Below are 19,602 nucleotides of genomic sequence, written 5' to 3' on the forward strand. Positions count from 1 at the left end.
CGGGCGCCGGGCTTGCGCGTGGCCGCGGGCGCGGTGCGCGATCTGACGCACCGCGGCCGGGGTGCGGCCGAGGATCTCGGCGATGTCGGTGTGCGGGTACCCGAACACCTCGTGCAGCACGAAGACCGCGCGCTCCAGTGGGGTCAGCGATTCCAGGATCACCAGCAGCGCCATCGAGAACGCCTCGGTGCGCACCACGCGGTCGGCGGCGTCGGGCTCGGGTTCGGCCTCGCGCACCACGGGCTCCGGAAGCCACTGTCCCACATAGGTTTCCCGTCGCCGGATCATCGCGTTGCGCCGGGCCAGCGCCTGATTCACGGCGACCCGCACCAGGTAGGCGCGCGGATTGCCGATCTGCTCGGCCGACAGCGCCGTATTGCGCGGCGCCAGCGACAGCCAGGTCTCCTGCAGGACGTCCTCGGTGTCGGCGACGCTGCCGAGCATCGTGTAGACGACCGAGAACAACAATTCGCGGTGTCGCACGAAAACCTCGGTCGCGGCATCGGTGTCCAACGCGCCCACGGTCCGATCTTCCATCACTTCTCCCTCTTTCGCCCGCTCGTCTCTCGAGCATGAGAGTGCTTCGCACCGTCACGGTGTGACGCCGCACGGCCTCGGCGTGATCCATCTCACTCCTGCGTCACATTCGCGGCGCCCGCACCACTCCTGATCTCCGTACGCGGCACCCGCCGCCGAGAACGAAGGAGACCACCCATGCGCACCGTGATCCGCGACGTCCGGCTGTTCGACGGGGAGAAGACCAGCCACGACGCCACCGTCCTGATCGTCGACGACCGCATCGCCGACTACGACGGCGGCCCCGCCGACGTCGAGATCGACGGCGCGGGAAAGACACTGCTGCCGGGACTCATCGACGCGCACACCCACGTGTTCGGCGACGACCTGGCGCAGGCGTTGCGCCACGGCGTCACGACCGAACTCGACATGTTCTGCCTGCCGAACCATCTACCCGCTCTGCGGGCGCTGGCCGCCGAGCGGGACGACGTCGCCGACCTGCGCAGCGCGGGCACCCTCGCGACCGCGCCCGGCGGACACCCGAGTCAGCTGCTCGCGGCGCCCGGGATGGACGCGCTCGATGTCGCACCGTTCGACACCATCGAGCGGCCCGACCAGGCAGCGGATTTCGTCCGCGCCCGCCTCGCCGAGGGCGCGGACTACCTGAAAATCGTCGTCGACGACGGCGCGGTACACGGCGCCGAACTGCCGGTGCTCGGTGCCGACACCGCGCGGGCGCTGGTGACCGCGGCGCACGCGGCCGGGTTGCGGGTCGTCGCCCACGCCATCACCGCCGCCGAGGTGCGCATCGCGCTGGACGCGGGCGTGGACGGATTGGCCCACGTGTGGACGGACCCGGACGACGCACTCGTCGACCGGGTCGCGTTGCAGGGCGTTTTCGTCGTCTCGACGCTGGTGTATTTCGCCGCGATCAACGATCGGTCGGTGCAGACGCCGGACTGCGCACGGAACGGAACCCTCGACGGCGCCACCTGGGTCGCACGCGCCCTGCACCGCGTGGGCGTGCCACTGCTGGCCGGTACCGACGCCACCCCGTTCGTCCCCGCGCACGGCGTGGACCTGCACACCGAACTGCGGCTGCTCACCGAGTCGGGCCTCACGCCGGAACAGGCGCTCGCCGCCGCGACCAGCCTGCCCGCCCGGCATTTCGGGCTCGCCGACCGCGGCCGGATCGCGCCGGGGCTGCGCGCCGACCTCCTGCTCGTCACCGGCGACCCGACCACCGATATCGCGGCGACCTCCGCGATCGCCGAGGTCTGGCGGCGCGGCGTGCGGCAGACCCGCTGACGCCCATCGATCCGACTTGTTCCGGGAGAATCCGTGACCGAATCCCTTGCGCCCCCGTCCTTCTGGCCGCTGGCGCTGTTCCGGGCCGTCACCGCGGCGCAGGCCGCGCTCGTGCTGAGCCAGGCCTTTCTGGCCGGCGAGTTCCTGTCCGGCCATTTCGAGGCGCTGGCCGCGCACGGACGCAACGGTGGTTTTGTCGCGCTGGCGATGGCCGTCCAGACCCTCGCCGCAATTCTGTTGTGGCGCCGCGGTTCCGGACCGTCCTGGCCGGTGCGGACCAGCGTCGTACAGACGATCGTCGCCGGTGCGCTCATCCCGCTCGGCGAACAGCGCGTCCTCGCGGTGCACGTACCGCTGGCCGTGGGACTGGCGATCGGCACCGCGCTACTGACGGTCTGGGCATGGCGGTGGCGCGCGTGAGCCGGATGAGCAGGCGCGGGTTCCTCGCGGCCGGTGCGGGTCTCGGCGCGGCGGCGACCTTGGGTGCGGCGGGTGTTCGCGGCGGCATGCTGCTCACACCGGGACAACCCGGCCGGTTGCTGCCGAGCGCGACGCCACCGCCACCGGCCTTTCGAACACCGCTGCCCATTCCCGCCGTGCTCGCTCCGGTGCGCAGCGATGTGGACGCGGACCACTACGAAATCGTCCAGCGCGAAACCGATTTGGCGATCCTGCCGGGTCTGCGCACCCCCGCGTGGACCTACGGCGGCAGCTTTCCCGGTCCGACGATTCGGGCGCGAGCGGGTCGCAAGTCCGTGGTGCGCCACCGCAACGAATTGCCGCATCCGGTGGTGGTACACCTGCACGGCGGACACACCCCGGCCGAGAGCGACGGCTACCCGATGGACGTCATCCTTCCGCGCGGAGCGACCGCTGCCCCGAGCGCGCACCACGGCGGACACGGTGCACCGCCGAGCGCGCACGCGGTCTCCCACGGTGAGCGCGACTATCACTATCCGAACAACCAACGCGCCGCGACACTCTGGTATCACGACCACCGGCACGGCTTCACCGGACCGGCGGTGTGGCGAGGCCTCGCCGGATTCCACCTGATCACCGACGACGAGGAAGCGGCGCTGCCGCTGCCCACCGGCGAACGCGACATTCCGCTGCTGATCGCCGACCGCTCGTTCGCCGAGGACGGGTCGTTCGCCTACCCGCTGGCCGATCCGGCGCTGCGCGTCGCGGGCGTCACCGACGCCTACATGAACGGTGTGCTCGGCGACGTCGTGCTGGTCAACGGCGCGCCGTGGCCGTGCCTCGAGGTCGACCCGCTGCGCTACCGGTTCCGGCTGCTGAACGGATCCAATGCCCGCCGCTATCGCCTGGCGCTGGATCCGCCGCCGCCCGGCGGTGGCGGGCTCGTCCAGATCGGCAGCGACGGCGGACTTCTCGAACGTCCCGTCGCCCACGACACGGTCGATCTCTCGCCGGGCGAACGGGTCGACCTCGTCGTGGATTTCGCGCGCTACCGTCCGGGGACGCGGGTGCGCCTGCGCAACGAGTTCGGTGCCGGACGCACCTCCGAGGTCATGCGCTTCGACCTCACCGGGTCAGCGGGGCGCGACGACACCGCCGTCCCCGAGCGGCTGAGCCGGATCGCCGCGCTGGACCCGAGCACGGCTGTCGCGGTGCGCACCTTCCACTTTCAGCTGCGCGAGCACGGCTGGGCCATCAACGGCAGGCTCTACGTACCGGGCGAGCCGCTGGCCAGGCCGAAACTCGGCACGGTCGAGATCTGGCGCTTCCTCACCGATTTCCACCACCCGGTGCACGTCCATCTCGATCCGTTCCAGGTGATCGGCCGAAACAACCGCGCACCAGGCCGATTCGACGCGGGCTGGAAGGACACCGTCGACCTGCGTCCCGCCGAGGCGGTCGAGGTCGCGGTGCGCTTCACCGACTACCCGGGCCCGTTCATGCTGCACTGCCACAATCTCGAGCACGAGGACATGGCGATGATGGCCGACTTCGTCACCGAATGACCAGAGCGCACACAACATTGGGGCCGGCGTCGCCGCCGACCCCAACGTCCCGGATTTCCCGGCCGGTGCTCAGACGCGGACGGCCGCGAAGTTCGCGGCGAGCCACATCGCCCAGCCGTAGTTGCCGTGCGCCGCCGGATCGAAACCGCCGCCGCACACCGGGTCACCGCCGGTGCAGTAGTTGGCGGTGCGCCAGGCGTAGTGACCTGGCACGTTCCATCCGAGCAGGCGGACAGGATCACCGAACAGCAGCACCGCGGCAATCCTCGATTCCAGCTCGTACGGCAGGACGTACATGCCGGGCAGCACGGTCACGATGCCGGTGCCGAGCACACCGTGCGTGACGACCGCACCCTGCGAGTAACCGACCAGGATGAACCGCTGATCAGGGCACATCGCCGCCTGGGCCATGATGTGCGCGGTCATGTCCCTCGTCCCGTCGCTCACCGAGGACGGAACGAGCAGGTTCGCCGGGTAGTTCACCGCGTACGCCGTGGAGTCGACCGGAAGTGCCTGGAGCAGAGTGCCGTACAGCGGGTCTCCGACCACACTGCCCAACCACCCCGGTTCCCCGGTACCTCGGGCCACGACCACGTCCACCGCCGCGCACGCGTCCGCTGACGCGTGCGTGCCGAGACTTGTCGCCGCTCCGACCCCCGCCACGAGCAATAGCACTGCGAATGCTCTTGCCAGAGGTCGCTTTCGGAACAGATTTACCTTCCGGTTCGCCATGACGATCACCCACTCACGCCGTTGTGAGAAAACACCGAGTGACGGTTGTCAGTGACAATCACTCGGCTATATACGCGAAGGTAAGAAGGTGAGTGGGTTGCGTCAAGCAACTCGATCCAAGTGAGACCGAGTCATCGCACAATCGTTGTGTGCGTGGGTCGCCCGGCGCCGCGAGGACGCTACGGGACGAGAACCGCTGCGCCCGTGAAACGTCCGTGCGCAAGATCGGCGAGGGCCCGATCCGCCCTGTCCAGGGAGTACCCCCGCGTCGTCACGGTTATCCGGTGTTTTTCGGCCAGTGCCAGGAATTCCCTGGCATCGGTTCGGGTGTTCGCGGTGACCGAGCGAATCTCCCGCTCCTGGAACAGGTGCCGTTGATAGTTCAGCGCGGGGACGTCGCTCAGGTGGATCCCGGCGATCGCGAGCACACCGCCGCGATCCAGTGCCGCGAGCGCGGGCGGTACCAGTTCGCCCACGGGCGCGAACAGAATCGCCGAATCCAACAGCACCGGTGGCGGATCGGCTGCGCCCTGCACCGAGGCGGCGCCGAGCTCGTGCGCCAGCTCCCGCGCGGCCGGATCACGGGTCATGACATGCACTTCGGCGCCGCGGGCCAGCGCGACCTGCGCCGCGATGTGCGCGCTGCCGCCGAAGCCGTAGAGGCCGAGCCGCCCGCCCTCGGGGAGGTCGGCGCGCTGCAGCGCGCGGTAGCCGATGATGCCCGCGCACAGCAGCGGCGCGGTCTCGGCGTTGTCGTACCCCGCGGGCAGGTGGTGCGCGTACTCGGCGGGGACGGTGGCGAATTCGGCATAACCGCCGTCGGCATCCCAGCCGGTGTAGCGCGAGTTCGGGCAGAGGTTCTCGGCGCCGCGCAGGCAGTAGCGGCAGGTTCCGCAGGTATGGCGCAGCCAGGCGATGCCCACGCGGTCGCCGGGCGCGAAGGCAGGTCCGGACGACGCCGTCGCCCCGGGACCCAGCGCGACGACTTCACCCACCACCTCGTGGCCGGGCGTCACGCCGTCCCGGTGCACCGGGAGATCGCCCTCGGCAACGTGCAGATCCGTACGGCACACCCCGCAGGCGAGCACCCGCACCAGCAACTCCCCCGCGCCCGGCTCGGGCACAGGCTCGCGCACCAGATCGATCGGCCCGCCATCGATCGGGCCGGGGCGGCGTACGCGCCAAGCGATCATCGATTCACTCCGATCCACCTCTTCGCGATGTGACGGACCCTCGAACAAGTCTGGCACGATCGCGCCGCCGCGGCGCATTCCCGGCTACCGGGCAGGTCGACGGTAGAGAACGAGTCGATCGCGCGGGAAGTCCAGCACCTGGCGCAGCGCGGCCCGGGACCGGTTCATCGACCCTCCGATCGGCCAGCCCGTCACGCTAGGGAACGCACAGCGCGGAGGCGACGGTCGACGGCTGGGTGTGCACGGGCAGGGTGGCGGGCGTGAAAAGCGGTCCGGGACCAGCCGGGGCGGCGGAGTACAGCCGCACGCCGGTCCAGTGTTCGCCGGGATCCGTCGTCACCCCGACTATCTCGGCCTCGTGCCCGTACGCGTCGGTGATCCGCGCGACGAACGGTCCCGATCCGGCCCCGGCGAGGGTCCAGTAGTTGTCGGTCCCGCGCCTCAGCTCGCGCCACTGCACGCCTTCCTCGTCGCGCAGCGCGACCTGGCGGATCGGGTTGCCGGTGCCCGTGACCAGCAGGGCCAGCCAGGCTGCCGTCGAGTCCGGCTTCACCGTGTAGCCGAGTTCGGGGGCGGGCTCCGGATCCCGCACCAGCCGATAGCTGATCTGCGCGACACCGTCGGCCGGGTCGGCGATCCGGTCGAACGCGGCGGCGCTCAGATCGAGCTGCCCTGGAGCACATCCCGGGCAACGATCGGCGACGAGCACGCGCACCGCGCCGAGCGGACCGCGGACGTCGAGGTGACCGCCGCACAGGTCGGCGCGGCCGAACTCCGCGGTGGACAGGCCGGCGTAGAGCCCGTCCGCGGGCAGGTCCTGGTACGAGCACGCGACGTTCGAGCCGAACGAGTAGTACCGCGCCTCACCTGGCATCGGCGGCAGCGGCGGCCAATGCCGCGCGGGCACACCGGGACTGCCTCCGGTCACCGGCGACCACGTCGGGACGGCCTGCTCGCCGCCACCCGCCGCCGGCTCGCACGAGACCGCTTCGGGCCGTGCCGCCCACACCGCGACGCCGACCAGCGCGATCACCGCGCCGACGACCGACCACACCCAGCCCATCCGAAAACGATCCTGCTGTATCGGTATTCGGTGCACCGCTGTCACCGGCTTCCACATGTCCCGCTCGCGGACTGTCGATCCTGACTCGACAAGGAAAGCAGCAGAATTCGTACCGTATGGCCTGAACGGAAATTCTTCACCGTGCGAGACTCACAACCCGGCAATCCGCAAGCAAATAGCCAGCATTCAGCGGAGGGCGACAGAGCGGCACCGGAAAAGATCCGACCGGTGTTCCTTTCGCATCCGTTCCGGCCGCGCGCGACTGTCGACGGAGATCGCCCGAGCGGACGCTACGAGCTCGCCCGCTCCAGCTCCGCCTCCATCTCCGACAGCTGGTGGTCCATCCGGTCGCGCTTGGCGCGCAGGTACCGGATGTTGTGCTCGGTCGGCGTGGATTGCAGCGGCAGCCTGCGCGCCACGGCGATGCCGTGCTCCTCGAGCCCCGCCTGTTTGGCCGGGTTGTTGCTCAACAGGCGCACCGAGCGGACACCGAGATCGGCCAGCACCTGCGCGCCCGCGGCGTAGCGGCGCGCGTCCACCGGCAGCCCGAGCGCCACGTTGGCCTCGACCGTGTCGGCGCCGAGATCCTGAAGCTCGTAGGCGCGCAACTTGTTCAGCAGTCCGATGCCGCGCCCCTCCTGCCCGCGCAGATACACCACCACGCCGCTGCCCTCGGCGGCGACCGCGCGCAGTGCGGCGTCGAGCTGGTCGCCGCAGTCGCAGCGCAGCGAGCCGAGCGCGTCGCCGGTGAGGCATTCGGAATGCAGGCGCGCCAGCACCCCGTCCGGCCCCGGATCGCCGAAGACCATGGCGAGCGCCTCGGTTCCGGTGAGCTCGTCGCGGTAGCCGACGAGCCGGAACTCGCCGTACTTCGTCGGCATCCTGGTCTGCACGACCCGGGTCACCGTCCGCTCGACCCGGCGGCGGTACTCGATCAGATCGGCGATCGAGATGATCGGCAGTCCGTGTGCGCGCGCGAACTCGCGCAATTCGGGCAGCCTGGCCATGGCGCCGTCGTCGCGCACGACCTCGGCGATCACCCCGGCCGGGCGCAGTCCGGCGAGACGGGCGAGATCCACCGCCGCCTCGGTGTGCCCGGGCCTGCCGAGCACACCGCTCGGGTGGGCGCGCAACGGGAAGACGTGACCGGGGCGGGTCAGCTGGTCCGCCTCGGTGCGCGGGTCGGCGAGTGTGCGCAGCGTGTGGGCGCGGTCGGCGGCCGAGATGCCGGTGGCGACGCCGTGCGCCGCGTCGACCGACACGGTGTACGCGGTGCCTTTCGGGTCCTCGTTGACCGCGGTCATCGGCGGCAGCAGCAGGCGGTCCAGGTCGGGCCCCGCCATCGGGGCGCACAGGACGCCGCTGGTGTGGCGAACCAGGAACGCGATGGACTCCGTGGTCGCCAGTTCGGCGGCCAGGATCAGATCGCCCTCGTTCTCGCGGTTCTCGTCGTCCACGACGACCGCCATACCGCCCGCGCCGATCGCCGCGATCGCCGTCTCGACCGGATCCAATGTCCGCTGTCCTGCGAATTCGGTACGCATGACCACCTCCTATATGACTAGTAGAAATATCCCTAATCGATATAGGAAGCGGCAGTCCCGCTCAGCGGGCCTGCCTCACGACACGCGACGCTTGCCCTTGGCGGCGCGCTTCGGGTGCTGCCCCGCGGCGAGCTTGTCCACATCGGCCAGCAGCTCCCGCGCGAAGTCCCGCTCGGCCTCGTAGTGGCGCACACACCAGCGCAGCACCGCGCCGGGGTAGGCCCAGTCCGGATTCTCGTCGGCGCCCTCGGCGTCCACCTCGGCGAGCTTGCGCATCCGCTCGGCGTAGCCGATGTGCTCGGTGAGGATCTCCCGCAGCCGGTCCGGTTCGGCGAGATGGCCGAGCCAGGCGCGCAGCATCACGCTGTGCTTGAGGACGGGCGCCTCCACCGGCGCGTGATTGACCCAGTGCGCCGCCGCGGCCCGCCCGGCCTCGGTGATGGCGTACATCCGCTTGCCGCGCACCCCATCGTCCTGCAGCACGGTGCGCGAGGTGGCGTAGCCGTGTTTCTCCAGCCGCTTGAGCTCGGCGTAGATCTGGCTGAACGACGGGCTCCAGTAGAAGAACTGCAGGCTCCAATCGGCCCATTTCTTCAGGTCGTAGCCGGACAATTCCTCGGCATGCGAGAGCATTCCGAGCACCGCCCAGCTCGTCGTGGGCAGATCGGGCACGCCGGCGTCCGCGGGAGCAGGCTTGGCATCGGTCACGCTAGGACTATATCGCCTAGGCATATAACAGGTGAAAAATCCCGTTGAGTGGGATTCGCGCGGCATCGATCCGGCCCCGGTGTGACAGGTTTCACAACACGTATCACCAGAACATCGGAGGGCGACCCATGTCCACCATTCCCCGCGACCCCGCGACCACCGAAAGTCCGGGCGTCGTATCCGAATCCGCCGACGACACGGGACGACTCGACGGCGCCTCGCGCGGCCGGATCTTCGCCGTGCTCGCGGTCATCGTGCTGTTCACCGAAGTCGCCCCGATGCAGTACACGATCGTGGCCGCGGCGCTGCAGAAGATCGCCCCGACCTTCCCCGGCGTCGGCGCGAACATCAACTGGGCCATCATCGTTTTCGGCCTCATCGGCGCCGCCGCCTCGCCGCTGATCGGCAAGATGAGCGATGTCTGGGGCAAGAAGCGGATGTTCCTCGTCTGCGGCGTGCTGTTCATGCTCGGCTGCCTGCTCGACGCGGTCACCTCGAACTGGGCGCTGTTCCTGATCGGGCGCGGCCTGCAGGCCACCGCCATCGCGACCGCCGTGATCGCCTACGGCCTGATCCGGGATCTGTTGCCGCGCAAGTATGTTCCGCTCGGCCTCGGCATCACCGCCACCGGTCTGGGTCTCTCGGCCATCGCGGGTCCGCTGCTCGGCGGCTTCCTGGTGGACAACTACAGCTGGCGGGCCATCTTCTGGTGCCTCGCGGGCTTCACGCTGCTGATGCTGCCGGTGGTCTACTTCGTGGTGCCGGAGTCCAAGCTGCGCGTGCCCGAGCGCATCGATGTCGTCGGCGCGGTGCTGCTCTCCGCGGGCGCCGGACTCACCCTGATCTACCTGGACAAAGGCCACGACTGGGGCTGGAGCAGGCCGACGACGCTGGCCTGGCTCGTGGCCGGTCTGGTGCTGCTCGTGCTGTTCGTGGTGATCGAGAACCGGGTCAGCCGGCCGATCATGGACATGCGCCTGCTGTTCCACCCGCGGGTGGCCCTGGTGCTCGCGGGCGCGCTGTTCGCGTCGTTCCTGATCGGCGTGCAGTCGTATGCGCTCGGCTACATGACGCAGACGCCCGACCAGGCCACTGTCTCCGCGGGGGTGCAGCAGGCCACGCTGGCGCAGATCCAGCAACAGACCGGACAACCGATGCCGCCCGAGGCCGTGCAGGTGGCCTTCGATCCGGGCTACAGCTACGGAAACGGTTACACGCTACTGGAATTCGCGGTACGCATCGCGCTGCTGCAAGCCGTGCTCGCGATGCTGTGCGGCGCGCTGGCCGGTGCGCTGGCCCGCAGGATCGGCGCTCGGCTGCCGCTGATCGCCGCGCTCGCGCTGTTCGTCGGCGCGGGGGTCTGCTACGCCGTCCTCCCGCACACCTCGGCGACCTTCCTCTGGGTGAGCGCCGCGTTCGGCATCGGATTCGGGTTCTACTACGCGGCGATGCCGATCCTCATGGTCGAGGCGGTCCCGCAGGAGCAACAGGGCATCAGCCTGGGCATGCTCGGGGTCATGCAGTCCATGGGCGTGGCGATCGGGTTGGCGATCGTCACCGCGTTCCTGAACGCCAGCCCGATGCGGGCGCTGGTCAGCGTCGCCGGTCAGCCCGCTGTGCCGAGCCCGATTCCCGACATCTTCGGCGACCGCGGCTACGAACTGGGGTTCTGGGTTGCGGCGGGAGCCTCGGCGCTCGCCCTGCTGATCGCGCTGGTCATGCGGCACGGCCGCACTCCGGCGACCGGCGGCACCGCCTACTGATGCCGTTGCCCGTGGCGGGGCCGGTCAGCTACCGGCCCCGCCACGCGTCATTCGGCCGTGGTATTGCTCAGAAAGCGATACTCCGCGTCCACGATGGTGCCGAAGTCCACCCCCGTGAGCCGCGAGATCAAGGCGAAGACGTCGTCCTCCTCGTACAGACCGATTCCGTCTTCCTCGGGCAGCGGGACGCCTTCCTCGGCGACCGTTTCCCCTTCGACCACGAGCACGTCGCGCACGACGGCCCCGTCTACGTACCAGCCCATGCCATACGTGCTGGTCACGCTGTTCGCGATGAACGTCAGCACCCGCCGCCCTTCGGCCAGGCGCGGCGAGAGCGTCTCGTCGTAGAGCGCGCTGATCCACGGGTCGGCGAGTACGGTCCAGCCGCCGACCGTCGCGACCGCGTAATCGGCCGGAAAACTGTTGCTGAAAACCTCGTCGCCCGAACCTTTTTCGCCCGATGCCTGCGGCGCGCCGGGCAGCGCTGCCAGCACGTCGGAGCCCACTTCCCCCTCCACCAGCAATCCGGCGGCGTTCCAGCCCATACTCTTCTCTCCTTGCCCTCGGTGACGGGGCGATCACCCCGGGAGTAGTCTGCTGCCCATGTCGCGGACGCGCATCATTCGCATCGCTACCCGATCCAGCCCCATGGCGCTCGCGCAGGCCGAGCACGTGGCGGCGCTGCTCGCCGGGCTGGGGGTGGACAGCGAACTGGTGAAGGTCACCACCGCGGGCGACCGCTGGATGGGGGACCTGTCGAAACTCGGTGGCAAGGGCGCCTTCGTCAAGGAGATCGACCTCGCGCTGCAGACCGACCAGGCCGACCTCGCGGTGCACTGCCTCAAGGACATCCCCGGCGACATCCCGGTGCCGGAGGGCTTGGCCTTCGCCGGATTTCTGGCCCGCGAGGACGTGCACGACGCGGTGATCACCGCGAGCGGCGCGAGGCTGGCGGAGTTGCCGGAGGGCACCGTGGTCGGCACCAGTTCGGTGCGCCGTAAGGCGCAGCTGAATCTGCACTTCCCGCACCTCACCGTGAAACCGTTGCGCGGCAACGTGAACACCCGCCTGGCGCGGCTCGAGGAGGGTCACGTCGACGTGCTCATCGCGGCGGTGGCCGGACTGCATCGGGTCGGCCAAGAGCACCGAATCACCGAGATCCTCGACCTCGACACCATGTGCCCGCCGATCGGCGCGGGCGTCATCACACTGGAATGCCGCGCCGACGACGCCTGGCTGCTCGACGTCGGCGGCGAACTCGATCATCCGGAAACGCACCGGCACGCCGACGCCGAACGCGCCATGCTGCACGCGCTACAGGGCCACTGCAACTCCCCCATCGCCGGCTACGCCACCACCGACCCCACGGGCCGACTCACCTTGCACGGCAAGGTCTTCAACAGCGACGGCAGCCGCTGGCTGGACGCCAAACACTGGGGCGTGCCGGAGGACCCCAAGGCGCTCGGCTTCTTCGTCGGCGCCGACCTGCTCCGCCAAGGCGCCCGCGCGCTCATCGATTCCATCCCGCACTGATACTGCAAGGGATCGCCCGAATGTGACGCGAGGGGACACACCCTATGGCGACCGGCGATCCACCGCGCGCTGCGCGATCGGCTCTTCCACCGCGGCCTTGGCCTGCGGCCAGATGCGGGCCAGGTCGATCAGGTGCGAAAGCTCGGCGTCGAAATCGTGCGCGACCACGGACAATGGCGGTGGTGCGCCGGCGCGCGGTAGGCCCGCCTTTCTGGCCTGCGCCGCCCGTATCAGCCGATGGGCGTAATCGGTGAGCTCCCGGTCGGATTCGTGCTCTCGCACGGTATTGCGTTGCGTTTCACCGGTTTCGGCCGGGAGGTAAGCGCCCAGGTGGAGCATTGCGTCGCGAATCTCCACGATCATCCGCAGTAGACGGGTGGCTGGATCCGAGCCGTGCCGCGCATCGACGGGCATGACGATCTCCGGGACCGCCGCGGTGAGATCACGCCACAGCGGCAACAGCCGACGGCAGGTTCTGGTGGCGCGATCCATACCCGCTCGCAGCACCAGCTCCGCGACCAGCGGTATCGCGTGCAGTGTCGCATTGATCGCGACCCACAGGGTGAACGCAGCTTGGACCAGCGATAGTTGTGGTCCGTCGGGCCATCCGGTGGCCAGCTGGGAAAGCGAGAGTGCATGCGCACCAGAGAGAACGGCATTGCTGCCGATCAGGACGGTACACACGATCCGCGCCGCGCGCGGGCTATCGACATCGCGGAGTGGGCCGAGACATATGCGAGTGAGCACGAACGTGTTGTAGGTGACGGCGAAGGCGCAACCGATGCCCAGTCCAACCCCCGCGAGGCGCAGGTCGACCGATCGTCCCGTGTATCTCGCCGCTGCCGCGGCCAAGACTATCGAGACCGTCGCGGTCAAGGCGAGGAGCGCGACGTTGCGCTGGTGGCGCCATACGGTATCCGGCTCGGAATCGGCGCTGACGAGCCGACCGATGCTGTACTGGTATGTGGTGATCATGAGAACGCAGCCCAGGGCAAGCTGATTTGCCGGGTCATCAATGGTCGGCGTCGATGCACACCGGTATATCAGCAGGGTCGCGATGCTCCACAGGCCCGTGTGGTTCACGAGCCGATCCATGACAGCGCCGCCGCCGAGCCAGAACCGAGCCGACAGGAGAACCGTGACGTAGCCGATCACCGCCCAGGCCACGACTCCCGGTATCGGTGACGACATCGACGCATCCTCTCGGCCCGGCGGAACTCGTGCCCGTCGGAGGATACTGCCCGCCGAATCGGCCCGTCGGCCGGAATGTGATGCACCGCAACGGCGTAGGCGGACAGCCGAGCGGCGAGGGCTGCGCAACGGGCCGTGTTCGGCGGTGCTGAGCACGGTCGGCGGCAGATCGGCAGATCCGCGCGCCGCAGATCGACCGCCGGATCCATGCTCAGTGCGCGGATTCGCCCTTCACGCGACCTTTGTCGCGGAGAGGATGGCTGGCACGGGAATGACGTCCGCCGGAAGGTCGGCGGAGCCCCTGGTCATCGCCTTGGTGACAGTGAACCCGCATTCCTCGAGCCAACTTTGGTAAGTGGACAGCTTCTGCGGTCCCCCCTGGCCCATCGTGCAGCCGAGGAAGAAGGCTGGGAAGAAGTCGACGTTGTAATTGTCCGAGTCTTTGATGTTCTCGGGGTAGACGGGCACCATGATGTGGACCTGACCACCGACCTCGAGCGAGCTGTTGACACCCTCGAGGATCCTGAACACATCGTCCTTGTCGAACATGTCCAAGAAATGCTTGATGAGTACGGTGTCGAAGCCCTTCGGGACGCCATCGAAAACGTCACCGCCGATGAACGAACAGTGTTCGTCCACTCCATGAGTCCTGAAGTTTTCCAGACACTCCCTTTCCTTCTCGGGCAGGTCGAAAGTGGTCACCCGAAGCCCGGGCGAGGCCTTCAGCTGGTACGCGTGAATCGCACCGACGCCGGTGTTTCCAGCCAGGTCGAGTACCTGCGCGCCGGATGGTATGTCTACGTTTTCGAAGAACCAGGGATCGATGCGGGCGGTGACGGCGTTCATCAACGTTGCCCAGGACTCGCGCAGATCCTTGTGCTCGGCCACGGCACCGTACAACGTTCCCTCTGATCCATAGAACTCTTTGAGGCCGACGAGCGTTCCGCTCCGCACGCTGTCGGCGAGGTAGTACAACTGCCTCAGCGTGACGACCTTGATCATGTTCATGTAGGTGAGCGCTCGCTGCAGATCGGCCTCGGCGACGCCCGCAAGTGCATCGAGGGAGTAGGCGCCCGAACGTTCGTCGTGCGCGACGAAACCCTCCTTGACCAGAAGATGCAGAAGTTGTTCGACGGCATCCGGTTTGGCGCCGATGGCTTTGCCGAGATCGGCCGCGGTGATCCCCGGGCTGTCTCGGAGACTATCGATAATGCCGAGCTGGAAGCAGGACAACAGGGTCATGAACCGTGTCGGTCCGACCATGTATTCGCGAAATCGAGCGAGTGTTTGTTCCGGTGTCATTGTGGCGATCCTCATTTCAGTTGGAAGTCGGCTGTTCCCCGAACCGACGCGCCAGCGCAACTCGCTGCACCTTCAGCGTGGCGGTTCGAGGTAGCTCTGCCTGCGGTATCTGGATCGGGTCGGCCAGCTGAGGGAAATCGGCGACGGCCTTGCGCCAGCGACCCTGGTCCACCGGCCGGTCGTCGTGCGTGCAGATCACCGGGACGGCCTCGGACTTCCGACCTCGCACAACGACGAGTTCGCTCAACTCTTCCAGCCTGCTCAACAAGACATCCTCGACTTCGAGAGCACTGCGCACGCCCGGGATCATGTCCACCTCCCGGTCGAGCATGTGCAGGCACCCACGCCGGGTGCGGTATCCGACGTCCCCGGTCCGCCACCAGTCGCCGAACCGGTTCGCGTCGTACCGATCCTGCTCGGCAAGATAGGTTTTCGCGAGCCCCTCCCACGCAACCTCGATGAAACCGGGGTTCGTCTCGGACGGCCGCGAGCCGTCCCGGCTCACCACCCGAACCTTCGCGCAGCCCGGCATTGCCCAGCCAACGCACCGCCCGTCCGCTCGGTGAGCGGACTTGCGGACATAGGCTCGCCCGACTGCCGGCCCGACCTCGCTCTGCCCGTATATCTGGAAGTACAGCGCCCCTCGGCGCTCGGACGAATCGACGAGGCGACTCATCGTTCTGGGATGGATCGCGTCGAATGTGCTGCTGAAGTATTTCACCGATGCGAACGGCTTACGCGGATCCTCGGTGAGGCATTCCCATTCCATCAACGAATTGGGAAGAGCCTCGATGAATCCTGGCCGGTACTCGACAAAGAACGCGGCGACCTTGTCAGGATCGGACTCCTTCATGAGCAGGACCGGCAGCTCTTTGAGCAGCGCCAGAGCCATCGCTGCGAACATCCGCGAATGTACGAAGGAGATGTGGATCGCGACGGTCTCGCGCTTCCGCATCAGCGACAGCAACCACCATTGCGGCTTCAGCCGGGCGGCCATGCTCCGTGGGGTGTGCACGACGAGCTTGGGCAGGCCGGTCGTGCCGGACGTGTGGGTGATCAGCGCGGGCTCGTCCTTCGGTCGAGACACCGGCTCGACTCGGGGAGCCCCGGCAAGTCCGGCGAGCGATACGGCACCCGGCCGGTCGCCGGACACGGTGATCACTGGATCGGCGAGGTCCATCACCGGCACGTCGGCCAGTGCGTCGAGCTTGTGCAGATCGGTGAGCAGGGCCGGCTGGTCCAACCGGCGGAGCAGGGCACCGACGGTGGCGCCGTCGAGGGCGGGCGACAGCATCACCGGAACTGCTCCGATGCGTGCGGCAGCGGTCGCGAGCACCCACACATCGAAGTTGGCGGCCTTGTAGATCGCGATGTGCCGGCCTGGTCGAATCCCGGCCGACCAGAGCCGGCCTGCGAGGTCGTCCACGTGGTCGGCGAGCTCGGACACAGTCAGTCGTCGCCCCGCCTCGGGAAGGACATCGAGATCGTGATCGAGCGTGAGCGGCGTCGAACTCTTCCGCGCAGCAGCCGTTTCCGGCACTGTGCCGAGAAAGAGACCTCGCCGGCGTATCGATCGCCAGATCGTGAAACCGTTCATTCGACATATCTCCTCGTCGATGTGTCGCCAACCCGATCAGGCGGCGGCACGTCCGGCCTTGAGTGCCGCCGCGATGTCGACGACGCGGCGGGCCTGGTGATGCGCCGCCCGCAGGGTCGCCTCGCTGGGTGGGCCACCGAAGGCCGCGTGGGAGGTGCCGTACGGATTGCCCGTCTCGAACTGGACGGGATCGGTGTAGCCGGGAGGCACGATGATGCCGCCCCAGTGATAGAACACGTTCCCCAGCGCCAGCAGCGTGGACTCCTGGCCGCCATGGGCGGTGCCGCTGGAGGTGAAGGCCGAGCACACCTTGTTGGCGATTGTGCCCTGCCGCCACAGGGCACCCGCGCCCTCGATGAACTTCGTGAGCGCGCTGGCCGGCGTGCCGAAGCGGGTCGGGGTCCCGAACAACACCGCGTCCGCCCACCCGAGGTCCTCGATGGTCGCCTCGACGACCTCGGCGGTGTCCTGAATGTGCTTGCCCCAGGCCGGGTTTGCCTCGATCGCCGCCGACGTTGCCGGCTCGGCGACCTTGCGCAGTCGCACGCGGGCTCCGGCCTTCTCCGCGCCCTCGGCAGCGGCGAGCGCCAGGGCGTGTACGTTGCCGGTGGCGCTGTAATAGATGATTGCGGCGTTCACGGGTTCCATGATGGGTATCCTTTCTTCGGGAGTTGCGAGCTGCTACAAGTACGCTCGCGCGGTCTGGATGAACAAGCGGGCGTACTCACCTTCGAAGTCGAATGACCGCTCCAGCAGCGGATTTCGCCGACCCGCGGCAAGCAACGCCCAGCTCTGCAGCGACCCCGACACCAGTTCCGAAGCGTCGCTCTTGCCCAGCGAATGGACACGCCCGGAATCTTCGTCGACCAGAACCAGCCGCACGTCCGGCCACCGCTCGACCGTGACGCGCGCCTTCGCCAGCGCGTATCGCACGGAATACAAGGACAATTCGGCGACACAGATCGCCCCCTCGACCGACCCGCTTCCGCTCGTTCCCAGCGCCGTCCGGATATCGCTGTGATGGGCCCAGTACTCCATGGTGCGGCCCATCACCAAATGCGTGGCCTGCATACCGAACCCCCAACGCACACGCTCGGTTCCGATGCAGTCGGAGAGCGCGGCCACGCACGACTGCGATGCCGCCGCCGACCACTCGCGAAGTTCGGCCGGCGTCAGATCCTTGCCTCGATCGCAGCCAGCTCTCGTGAAAGCCTCAGGAGTCGGGAACTCGTGGACCGCGCGAGCGAACGCGCGCGGCCCCTCGCGCACGGTGTCGGCCGCGACTTCATCGGTATCGGCGAGGTGAGCGACCTGATCGCGCACAGTCCAACCGGGACAACGGGTTTCCACGTCCAGATCGCGATATCCCAGCTCCGCGACCGTGTCTTGGAAGAGCCGGATCTCGCGACGCAGAACATCCAAGCGCTGTCGATGCGGAATCAACGCCGTACCTTGCCGGCGTCACCGTCCACGGTGACCCGCTTCAGGGAGCCCAGCGCCCGCGTGCCTGTCTCCGTGCCTGTCACACAGGGAATTCCGAGCTCTCGCGCAATGATCGCCGCATGGCTCAGCCCGCCGCCGATATCGGTGACGATCGCCGACGCCTCGGTCATGAGTGGCACCCAGTCGATCGACGTGTAGCGAACAACGAGAATATCGCCGTGCTCCCAGGCCTCGTCCTCCGGCGACAGCATGACTCGCGGCCGTCCGGTGCTGACTCCCCCGGCCGCCGCGAATCCACTCACCACGACATCGCCCTTGGAATCGCCGGATACGCCCACCGGAATTCGAGCCGTCACAGGCCGGCACTGCAACCAGACCAGCTGCCCGGCGTGCACACAGAACTCCAGATCGCACGCCGCACCGACGGCCTGCTCCACGATCAGGCAACGAGCACCGATCTTCCGCCCCTCCGCATGAAGTGGAGTGCCGCTCACGGCTGCACCTCGCTGGCGCTCGGTTCCGCCGTGCGCGAGGCGCGCTGTGTCGATGGTTCGCTCACTTCGTTCGCTCACGAGTTCTCCCGCCCGCCAAACCTCCCGGGAGGGCGTGACGGTCCCCGCGACGACTGCATCGGTCCCCGACGACGACCATTCCAGAACTCCACCACCCGCGCCGTCGCCGATCCACACCCCGGCCAGCGCGGCATCCAGGAAAGGCTGCAGCACAACGGGAATCGGACCGGGATCGGCGAAGCGATATCCAGCTCGCAGCCGTGCGTTCGTCCCCGAAGCACGAACGCGAGCCACCGCCGCGGGCACGGCGGTCGGCTCGACAGCCAACTCCGACGAGAACAACCCCGCGAAGGACCGCTGTTCACCGTCCTCACTGGCGCCGGACGAACGAACCGCCCACCGAGCCACCTCCGGGTCGAGCCCGGCGCCGTCGATCGCCTCCACTCCGACGGACGGCGGCACGAACCACGTCGGCGGAGTCGTAACCCCCGAGCGCCGCAGCCGAACCAGCCCCGCCGCCTTGCCGCCGAACTCCGCCGCGATCTCGGCGAGCGGCAGCGACGATTCGGCGATCGTGTCGATTGCGCGGATCTCGTTCACTTCGACTCCCGTCAGTAGCCGTCCGCGTCCGTGCGCACGCGCCCGTTCAGCTGCAGCAGCTCGGCGTGCAGCTCCATCCAGACCGAGTGGAACGATTCGGCCCGAATCCCCGACAGCGCCGCCGGATTGCCGCCTTCGGCGCGTTCGACCACCTTGATCAGCCGTTGCCGATACGTCTCCAACAGCCGCGCGACATCGCCGTCGCCGTCCGCAGGAAAGGCGAGATCGCCTACCGCGCTGCGTAATTGGGCGGCCACCTCGCGCACGAGTTCCTCGCTGCGATTGGCCTGCCAATTCGAGATAGCCGCCTTCACGATCTCGTTGGCGGTCAGGAAATGGCGATCGAATTCCTCGACCAAATCCAGATCCGCCCGCGACGCCCGCTCCCGCCACCGGTGTACGGCCGCATCGTCGGCGGCAACACCGTCGGCCGTGATGATGAAACTCCCCCGCACCGACCGCACATACCCTGCCTTGCGGATCCCATCGACCAGCGTCCAGGCATCGTCGCCCGGCACACCGACCAGATCGGCCAGTTCTCCGACGCTCACGCCGGACCGGAAGCGAATGACGTGCAACGCCTCGGCTGCCTTCGTATCGAACATGCTCGAT

At 68.2% G+C, this 19,602-nt stretch carries 19 protein-coding genes; 5 read left to right on the forward strand and 14 right to left on the reverse strand.

Annotated features, from left to right (window positions below; translation table 11 throughout):
- On the reverse strand, positions 1-537 hold a 537-nt coding region (locus NL1_RS12745; protein WP_156094819.1), incomplete at its 3' end, for a sigma-70 family RNA polymerase sigma factor.
- Positions 538-714: 177 nt separating this feature from the next.
- On the opposite strand from NL1_RS12745, the gene NL1_RS12750 reads away from it, so the two are divergent.
- Genes NL1_RS12750 through NL1_RS12760 form a run of 3 tightly spaced genes read left to right on the forward strand, consistent with a single transcriptional unit; the run spans position 715 to position 3,809 of the window.
- A complete protein-coding gene (locus NL1_RS12750; protein WP_067838423.1) occupies positions 715-1,824 on the forward strand; it encodes an amidohydrolase family protein in 1,110 nt (369 codons plus the stop codon).
- A 33-nt stretch (positions 1,825-1,857) separates the two neighbouring features.
- Positions 1,858-2,244 (forward strand): hypothetical protein, encoded by a 387-nt coding sequence (locus tag NL1_RS12755; RefSeq protein WP_067838425.1) that lies wholly within the window; start codon positions 1,858-1,860, stop codon positions 2,242-2,244.
- A gap of 5 nt (positions 2,245-2,249) precedes the next feature.
- Complete coding sequence (locus NL1_RS12760; RefSeq protein WP_067838636.1) at positions 2,250-3,809, forward strand: multicopper oxidase family protein; 1,560 nt, start codon at positions 2,250-2,252, stop codon at positions 3,807-3,809.
- 69 nt (positions 3,810-3,878) lie between these two features.
- Here the strand turns inward: NL1_RS12760 and NL1_RS12765 are convergent, their stop codons facing one another.
- The 5 genes from NL1_RS12765 to NL1_RS12785 all read right to left on the reverse strand — a co-directional run bounded on the left by NL1_RS12765 (position 3,879) and on the right by NL1_RS12785 (position 9,049).
- Positions 3,879-4,541: a cutinase family protein gene (locus tag NL1_RS12765; protein WP_067838639.1), complete on the reverse strand. Its 663-nt coding sequence runs from the start codon at positions 4,539-4,541 to the stop codon at positions 3,879-3,881.
- A 179-nt stretch (positions 4,542-4,720) separates the two neighbouring features.
- The gene (locus NL1_RS12770; RefSeq protein WP_067838642.1) at positions 4,721-5,734 is read right to left on the reverse strand and encodes a zinc-binding alcohol dehydrogenase family protein; all 1,014 of its coding nucleotides are present in this window, start codon (positions 5,732-5,734) and stop codon (positions 4,721-4,723) included.
- Positions 5,735-5,930: 196 nt separating this feature from the next.
- A complete protein-coding gene (locus NL1_RS12775; protein WP_067838427.1) occupies positions 5,931-6,797 on the reverse strand; it encodes an expansin EXLX1 family cellulose-binding protein in 867 nt (288 codons plus the stop codon).
- Between the two features lie 290 nt (positions 6,798-7,087).
- A complete protein-coding gene (locus tag NL1_RS12780) occupies positions 7,088-8,341 on the reverse strand; it encodes a bifunctional 3,4-dihydroxy-2-butanone-4-phosphate synthase/GTP cyclohydrolase II (protein ID WP_067838645.1) in 1,254 nt (417 codons plus the stop codon).
- Between the two features lie 75 nt (positions 8,342-8,416).
- On the reverse strand, positions 8,417-9,049 hold the full coding sequence (locus NL1_RS12785; protein ID WP_245673212.1) for a PadR family transcriptional regulator: 633 nt from the start codon (positions 9,047-9,049) through the stop codon (positions 8,417-8,419).
- 128 nt (positions 9,050-9,177) lie between these two features.
- On the opposite strand from NL1_RS12785, the gene NL1_RS12790 reads away from it, so the two are divergent.
- The gene (locus NL1_RS12790) at positions 9,178-10,812 is read left to right on the forward strand and encodes an MFS transporter (protein WP_067838431.1); all 1,635 of its coding nucleotides are present in this window, start codon (positions 9,178-9,180) and stop codon (positions 10,810-10,812) included.
- Positions 10,813-10,859: 47 nt separating this feature from the next.
- On the opposite strand, the gene NL1_RS12795 is transcribed toward NL1_RS12790, so the two are convergent.
- Positions 10,860-11,357 (reverse strand): DUF6461 domain-containing protein, encoded by a 498-nt coding sequence (locus tag NL1_RS12795; RefSeq protein ID WP_067838433.1) that lies wholly within the window; start codon positions 11,355-11,357, stop codon positions 10,860-10,862.
- Positions 11,358-11,415: 58 nt separating this feature from the next.
- Here NL1_RS12795 and hemC point away from each other — a divergent pair, with 58 nt between their 5' ends.
- Positions 11,416-12,345, forward strand: a complete 930-nt coding sequence (gene hemC / locus NL1_RS12800; RefSeq protein WP_067838436.1) for a hydroxymethylbilane synthase — start codon at positions 11,416-11,418, stop codon at positions 12,343-12,345.
- Between the two features lie 42 nt (positions 12,346-12,387).
- On the opposite strand, the gene NL1_RS12805 is transcribed toward hemC, so the two are convergent.
- From NL1_RS12805 to NL1_RS38150, 7 genes are all read right to left on the reverse strand, one after another.
- Positions 12,388-13,536, reverse strand: a complete 1,149-nt coding sequence (locus NL1_RS12805; RefSeq protein WP_156094821.1) for an MAB_1171c family putative transporter — start codon at positions 13,534-13,536, stop codon at positions 12,388-12,390.
- Positions 13,537-13,767: 231 nt separating this feature from the next.
- On the reverse strand, positions 13,768-14,838 hold the full coding sequence (locus NL1_RS12810; protein ID WP_218024397.1) for a methyltransferase: 1,071 nt from the start codon (positions 14,836-14,838) through the stop codon (positions 13,768-13,770).
- A 16-nt stretch (positions 14,839-14,854) separates the two neighbouring features.
- A complete protein-coding gene (locus NL1_RS12815) occupies positions 14,855-16,435 on the reverse strand; it encodes a class I adenylate-forming enzyme family protein (protein WP_067838441.1) in 1,581 nt (526 codons plus the stop codon).
- Positions 16,436-16,471: 36 nt separating this feature from the next.
- Positions 16,472-17,083: an NAD(P)H:quinone oxidoreductase gene (gene wrbA / locus NL1_RS12820; protein ID WP_067838445.1), complete on the reverse strand. Its 612-nt coding sequence runs from the start codon at positions 17,081-17,083 to the stop codon at positions 16,472-16,474.
- A 33-nt stretch (positions 17,084-17,116) separates the two neighbouring features.
- A complete protein-coding gene (locus tag NL1_RS12825) occupies positions 17,117-17,878 on the reverse strand; it encodes a maleylpyruvate isomerase family mycothiol-dependent enzyme (protein ID WP_084510533.1) in 762 nt (253 codons plus the stop codon).
- Positions 17,875-18,990 (reverse strand): PEP-utilizing enzyme, encoded by a 1,116-nt coding sequence (locus tag NL1_RS38145; RefSeq protein WP_067838450.1) that lies wholly within the window; start codon positions 18,988-18,990, stop codon positions 17,875-17,877. The genes NL1_RS12825 and NL1_RS38145 overlap by 4 nt, the downstream gene beginning before the upstream one ends.
- 11 nt (positions 18,991-19,001) lie before the next feature.
- Positions 19,002-19,595 (reverse strand): hypothetical protein, encoded by a 594-nt coding sequence (locus tag NL1_RS38150; protein ID WP_067838451.1) that lies wholly within the window; start codon positions 19,593-19,595, stop codon positions 19,002-19,004.
- Between the last annotated feature and the right edge of the window lie 7 nt (positions 19,596-19,602).

It is taken from the genome of Nocardia lijiangensis NBRC 108240 (assembly GCF_001613045.1).
GTDB classification, from domain to species: domain Bacteria; phylum Actinomycetota; class Actinomycetes; order Mycobacteriales; family Mycobacteriaceae; genus Nocardia; species Nocardia lijiangensis.

Excerpts from the sequence above, each read along its gene's own strand:
- NL1_RS12790 (WP_067838431.1), top strand. The coding sequence starts at position 9,178 with ATGTCCACCATTCCCCGCGACCCCGCGACCACCGAAAGTCCGGGCGTC.
- NL1_RS12750 (WP_067838423.1), top strand. The coding sequence starts at position 715 with ATGCGCACCGTGATCCGCGACGTCCGGCTGTTCGACGGGGAGAAGACC.
- NL1_RS12805 (WP_156094821.1), bottom strand. The coding sequence starts at position 13,536 with ATGTCGTCACCGATACCGGGAGTCGTGGCCTGGGCGGTGATCGGCTAC.
- hemC (WP_067838436.1), top strand. The coding sequence starts at position 11,416 with ATGTCGCGGACGCGCATCATTCGCATCGCTACCCGATCCAGCCCCATG.
- NL1_RS38150 (WP_067838451.1), bottom strand. The coding sequence starts at position 19,595 with ATGTTCGATACGAAGGCAGCCGAGGCGTTGCACGTCATTCGCTTCCGG.
- NL1_RS12810 (WP_218024397.1), bottom strand. The coding sequence starts at position 14,838 with ATGACACCGGAACAAACACTCGCTCGATTTCGCGAATACATGGTCGGA.
- NL1_RS12770 (WP_067838642.1), bottom strand. The coding sequence starts at position 5,734 with ATGATCGCTTGGCGCGTACGCCGCCCCGGCCCGATCGATGGCGGGCCG.
- NL1_RS12795 (WP_067838433.1), bottom strand. The coding sequence starts at position 11,357 with ATGGGCTGGAACGCCGCCGGATTGCTGGTGGAGGGGGAAGTGGGCTCC.
- NL1_RS12815 (WP_067838441.1), bottom strand. The coding sequence starts at position 16,435 with ATGAACGGTTTCACGATCTGGCGATCGATACGCCGGCGAGGTCTCTTT.
- NL1_RS12760 (WP_067838636.1), top strand. The coding sequence starts at position 2,250 with ATGAGCAGGCGCGGGTTCCTCGCGGCCGGTGCGGGTCTCGGCGCGGCG.
- NL1_RS12765 (WP_067838639.1), bottom strand. The coding sequence starts at position 4,541 with ATGGCGAACCGGAAGGTAAATCTGTTCCGAAAGCGACCTCTGGCAAGA.
- wrbA (WP_067838445.1), bottom strand. The coding sequence starts at position 17,083 with ATGGAACCCGTGAACGCCGCAATCATCTATTACAGCGCCACCGGCAAC.
- NL1_RS12775 (WP_067838427.1), bottom strand. The coding sequence starts at position 6,797 with ATGGGCTGGGTGTGGTCGGTCGTCGGCGCGGTGATCGCGCTGGTCGGC.
- NL1_RS12780 (WP_067838645.1), bottom strand. The coding sequence starts at position 8,341 with ATGCGTACCGAATTCGCAGGACAGCGGACATTGGATCCGGTCGAGACG.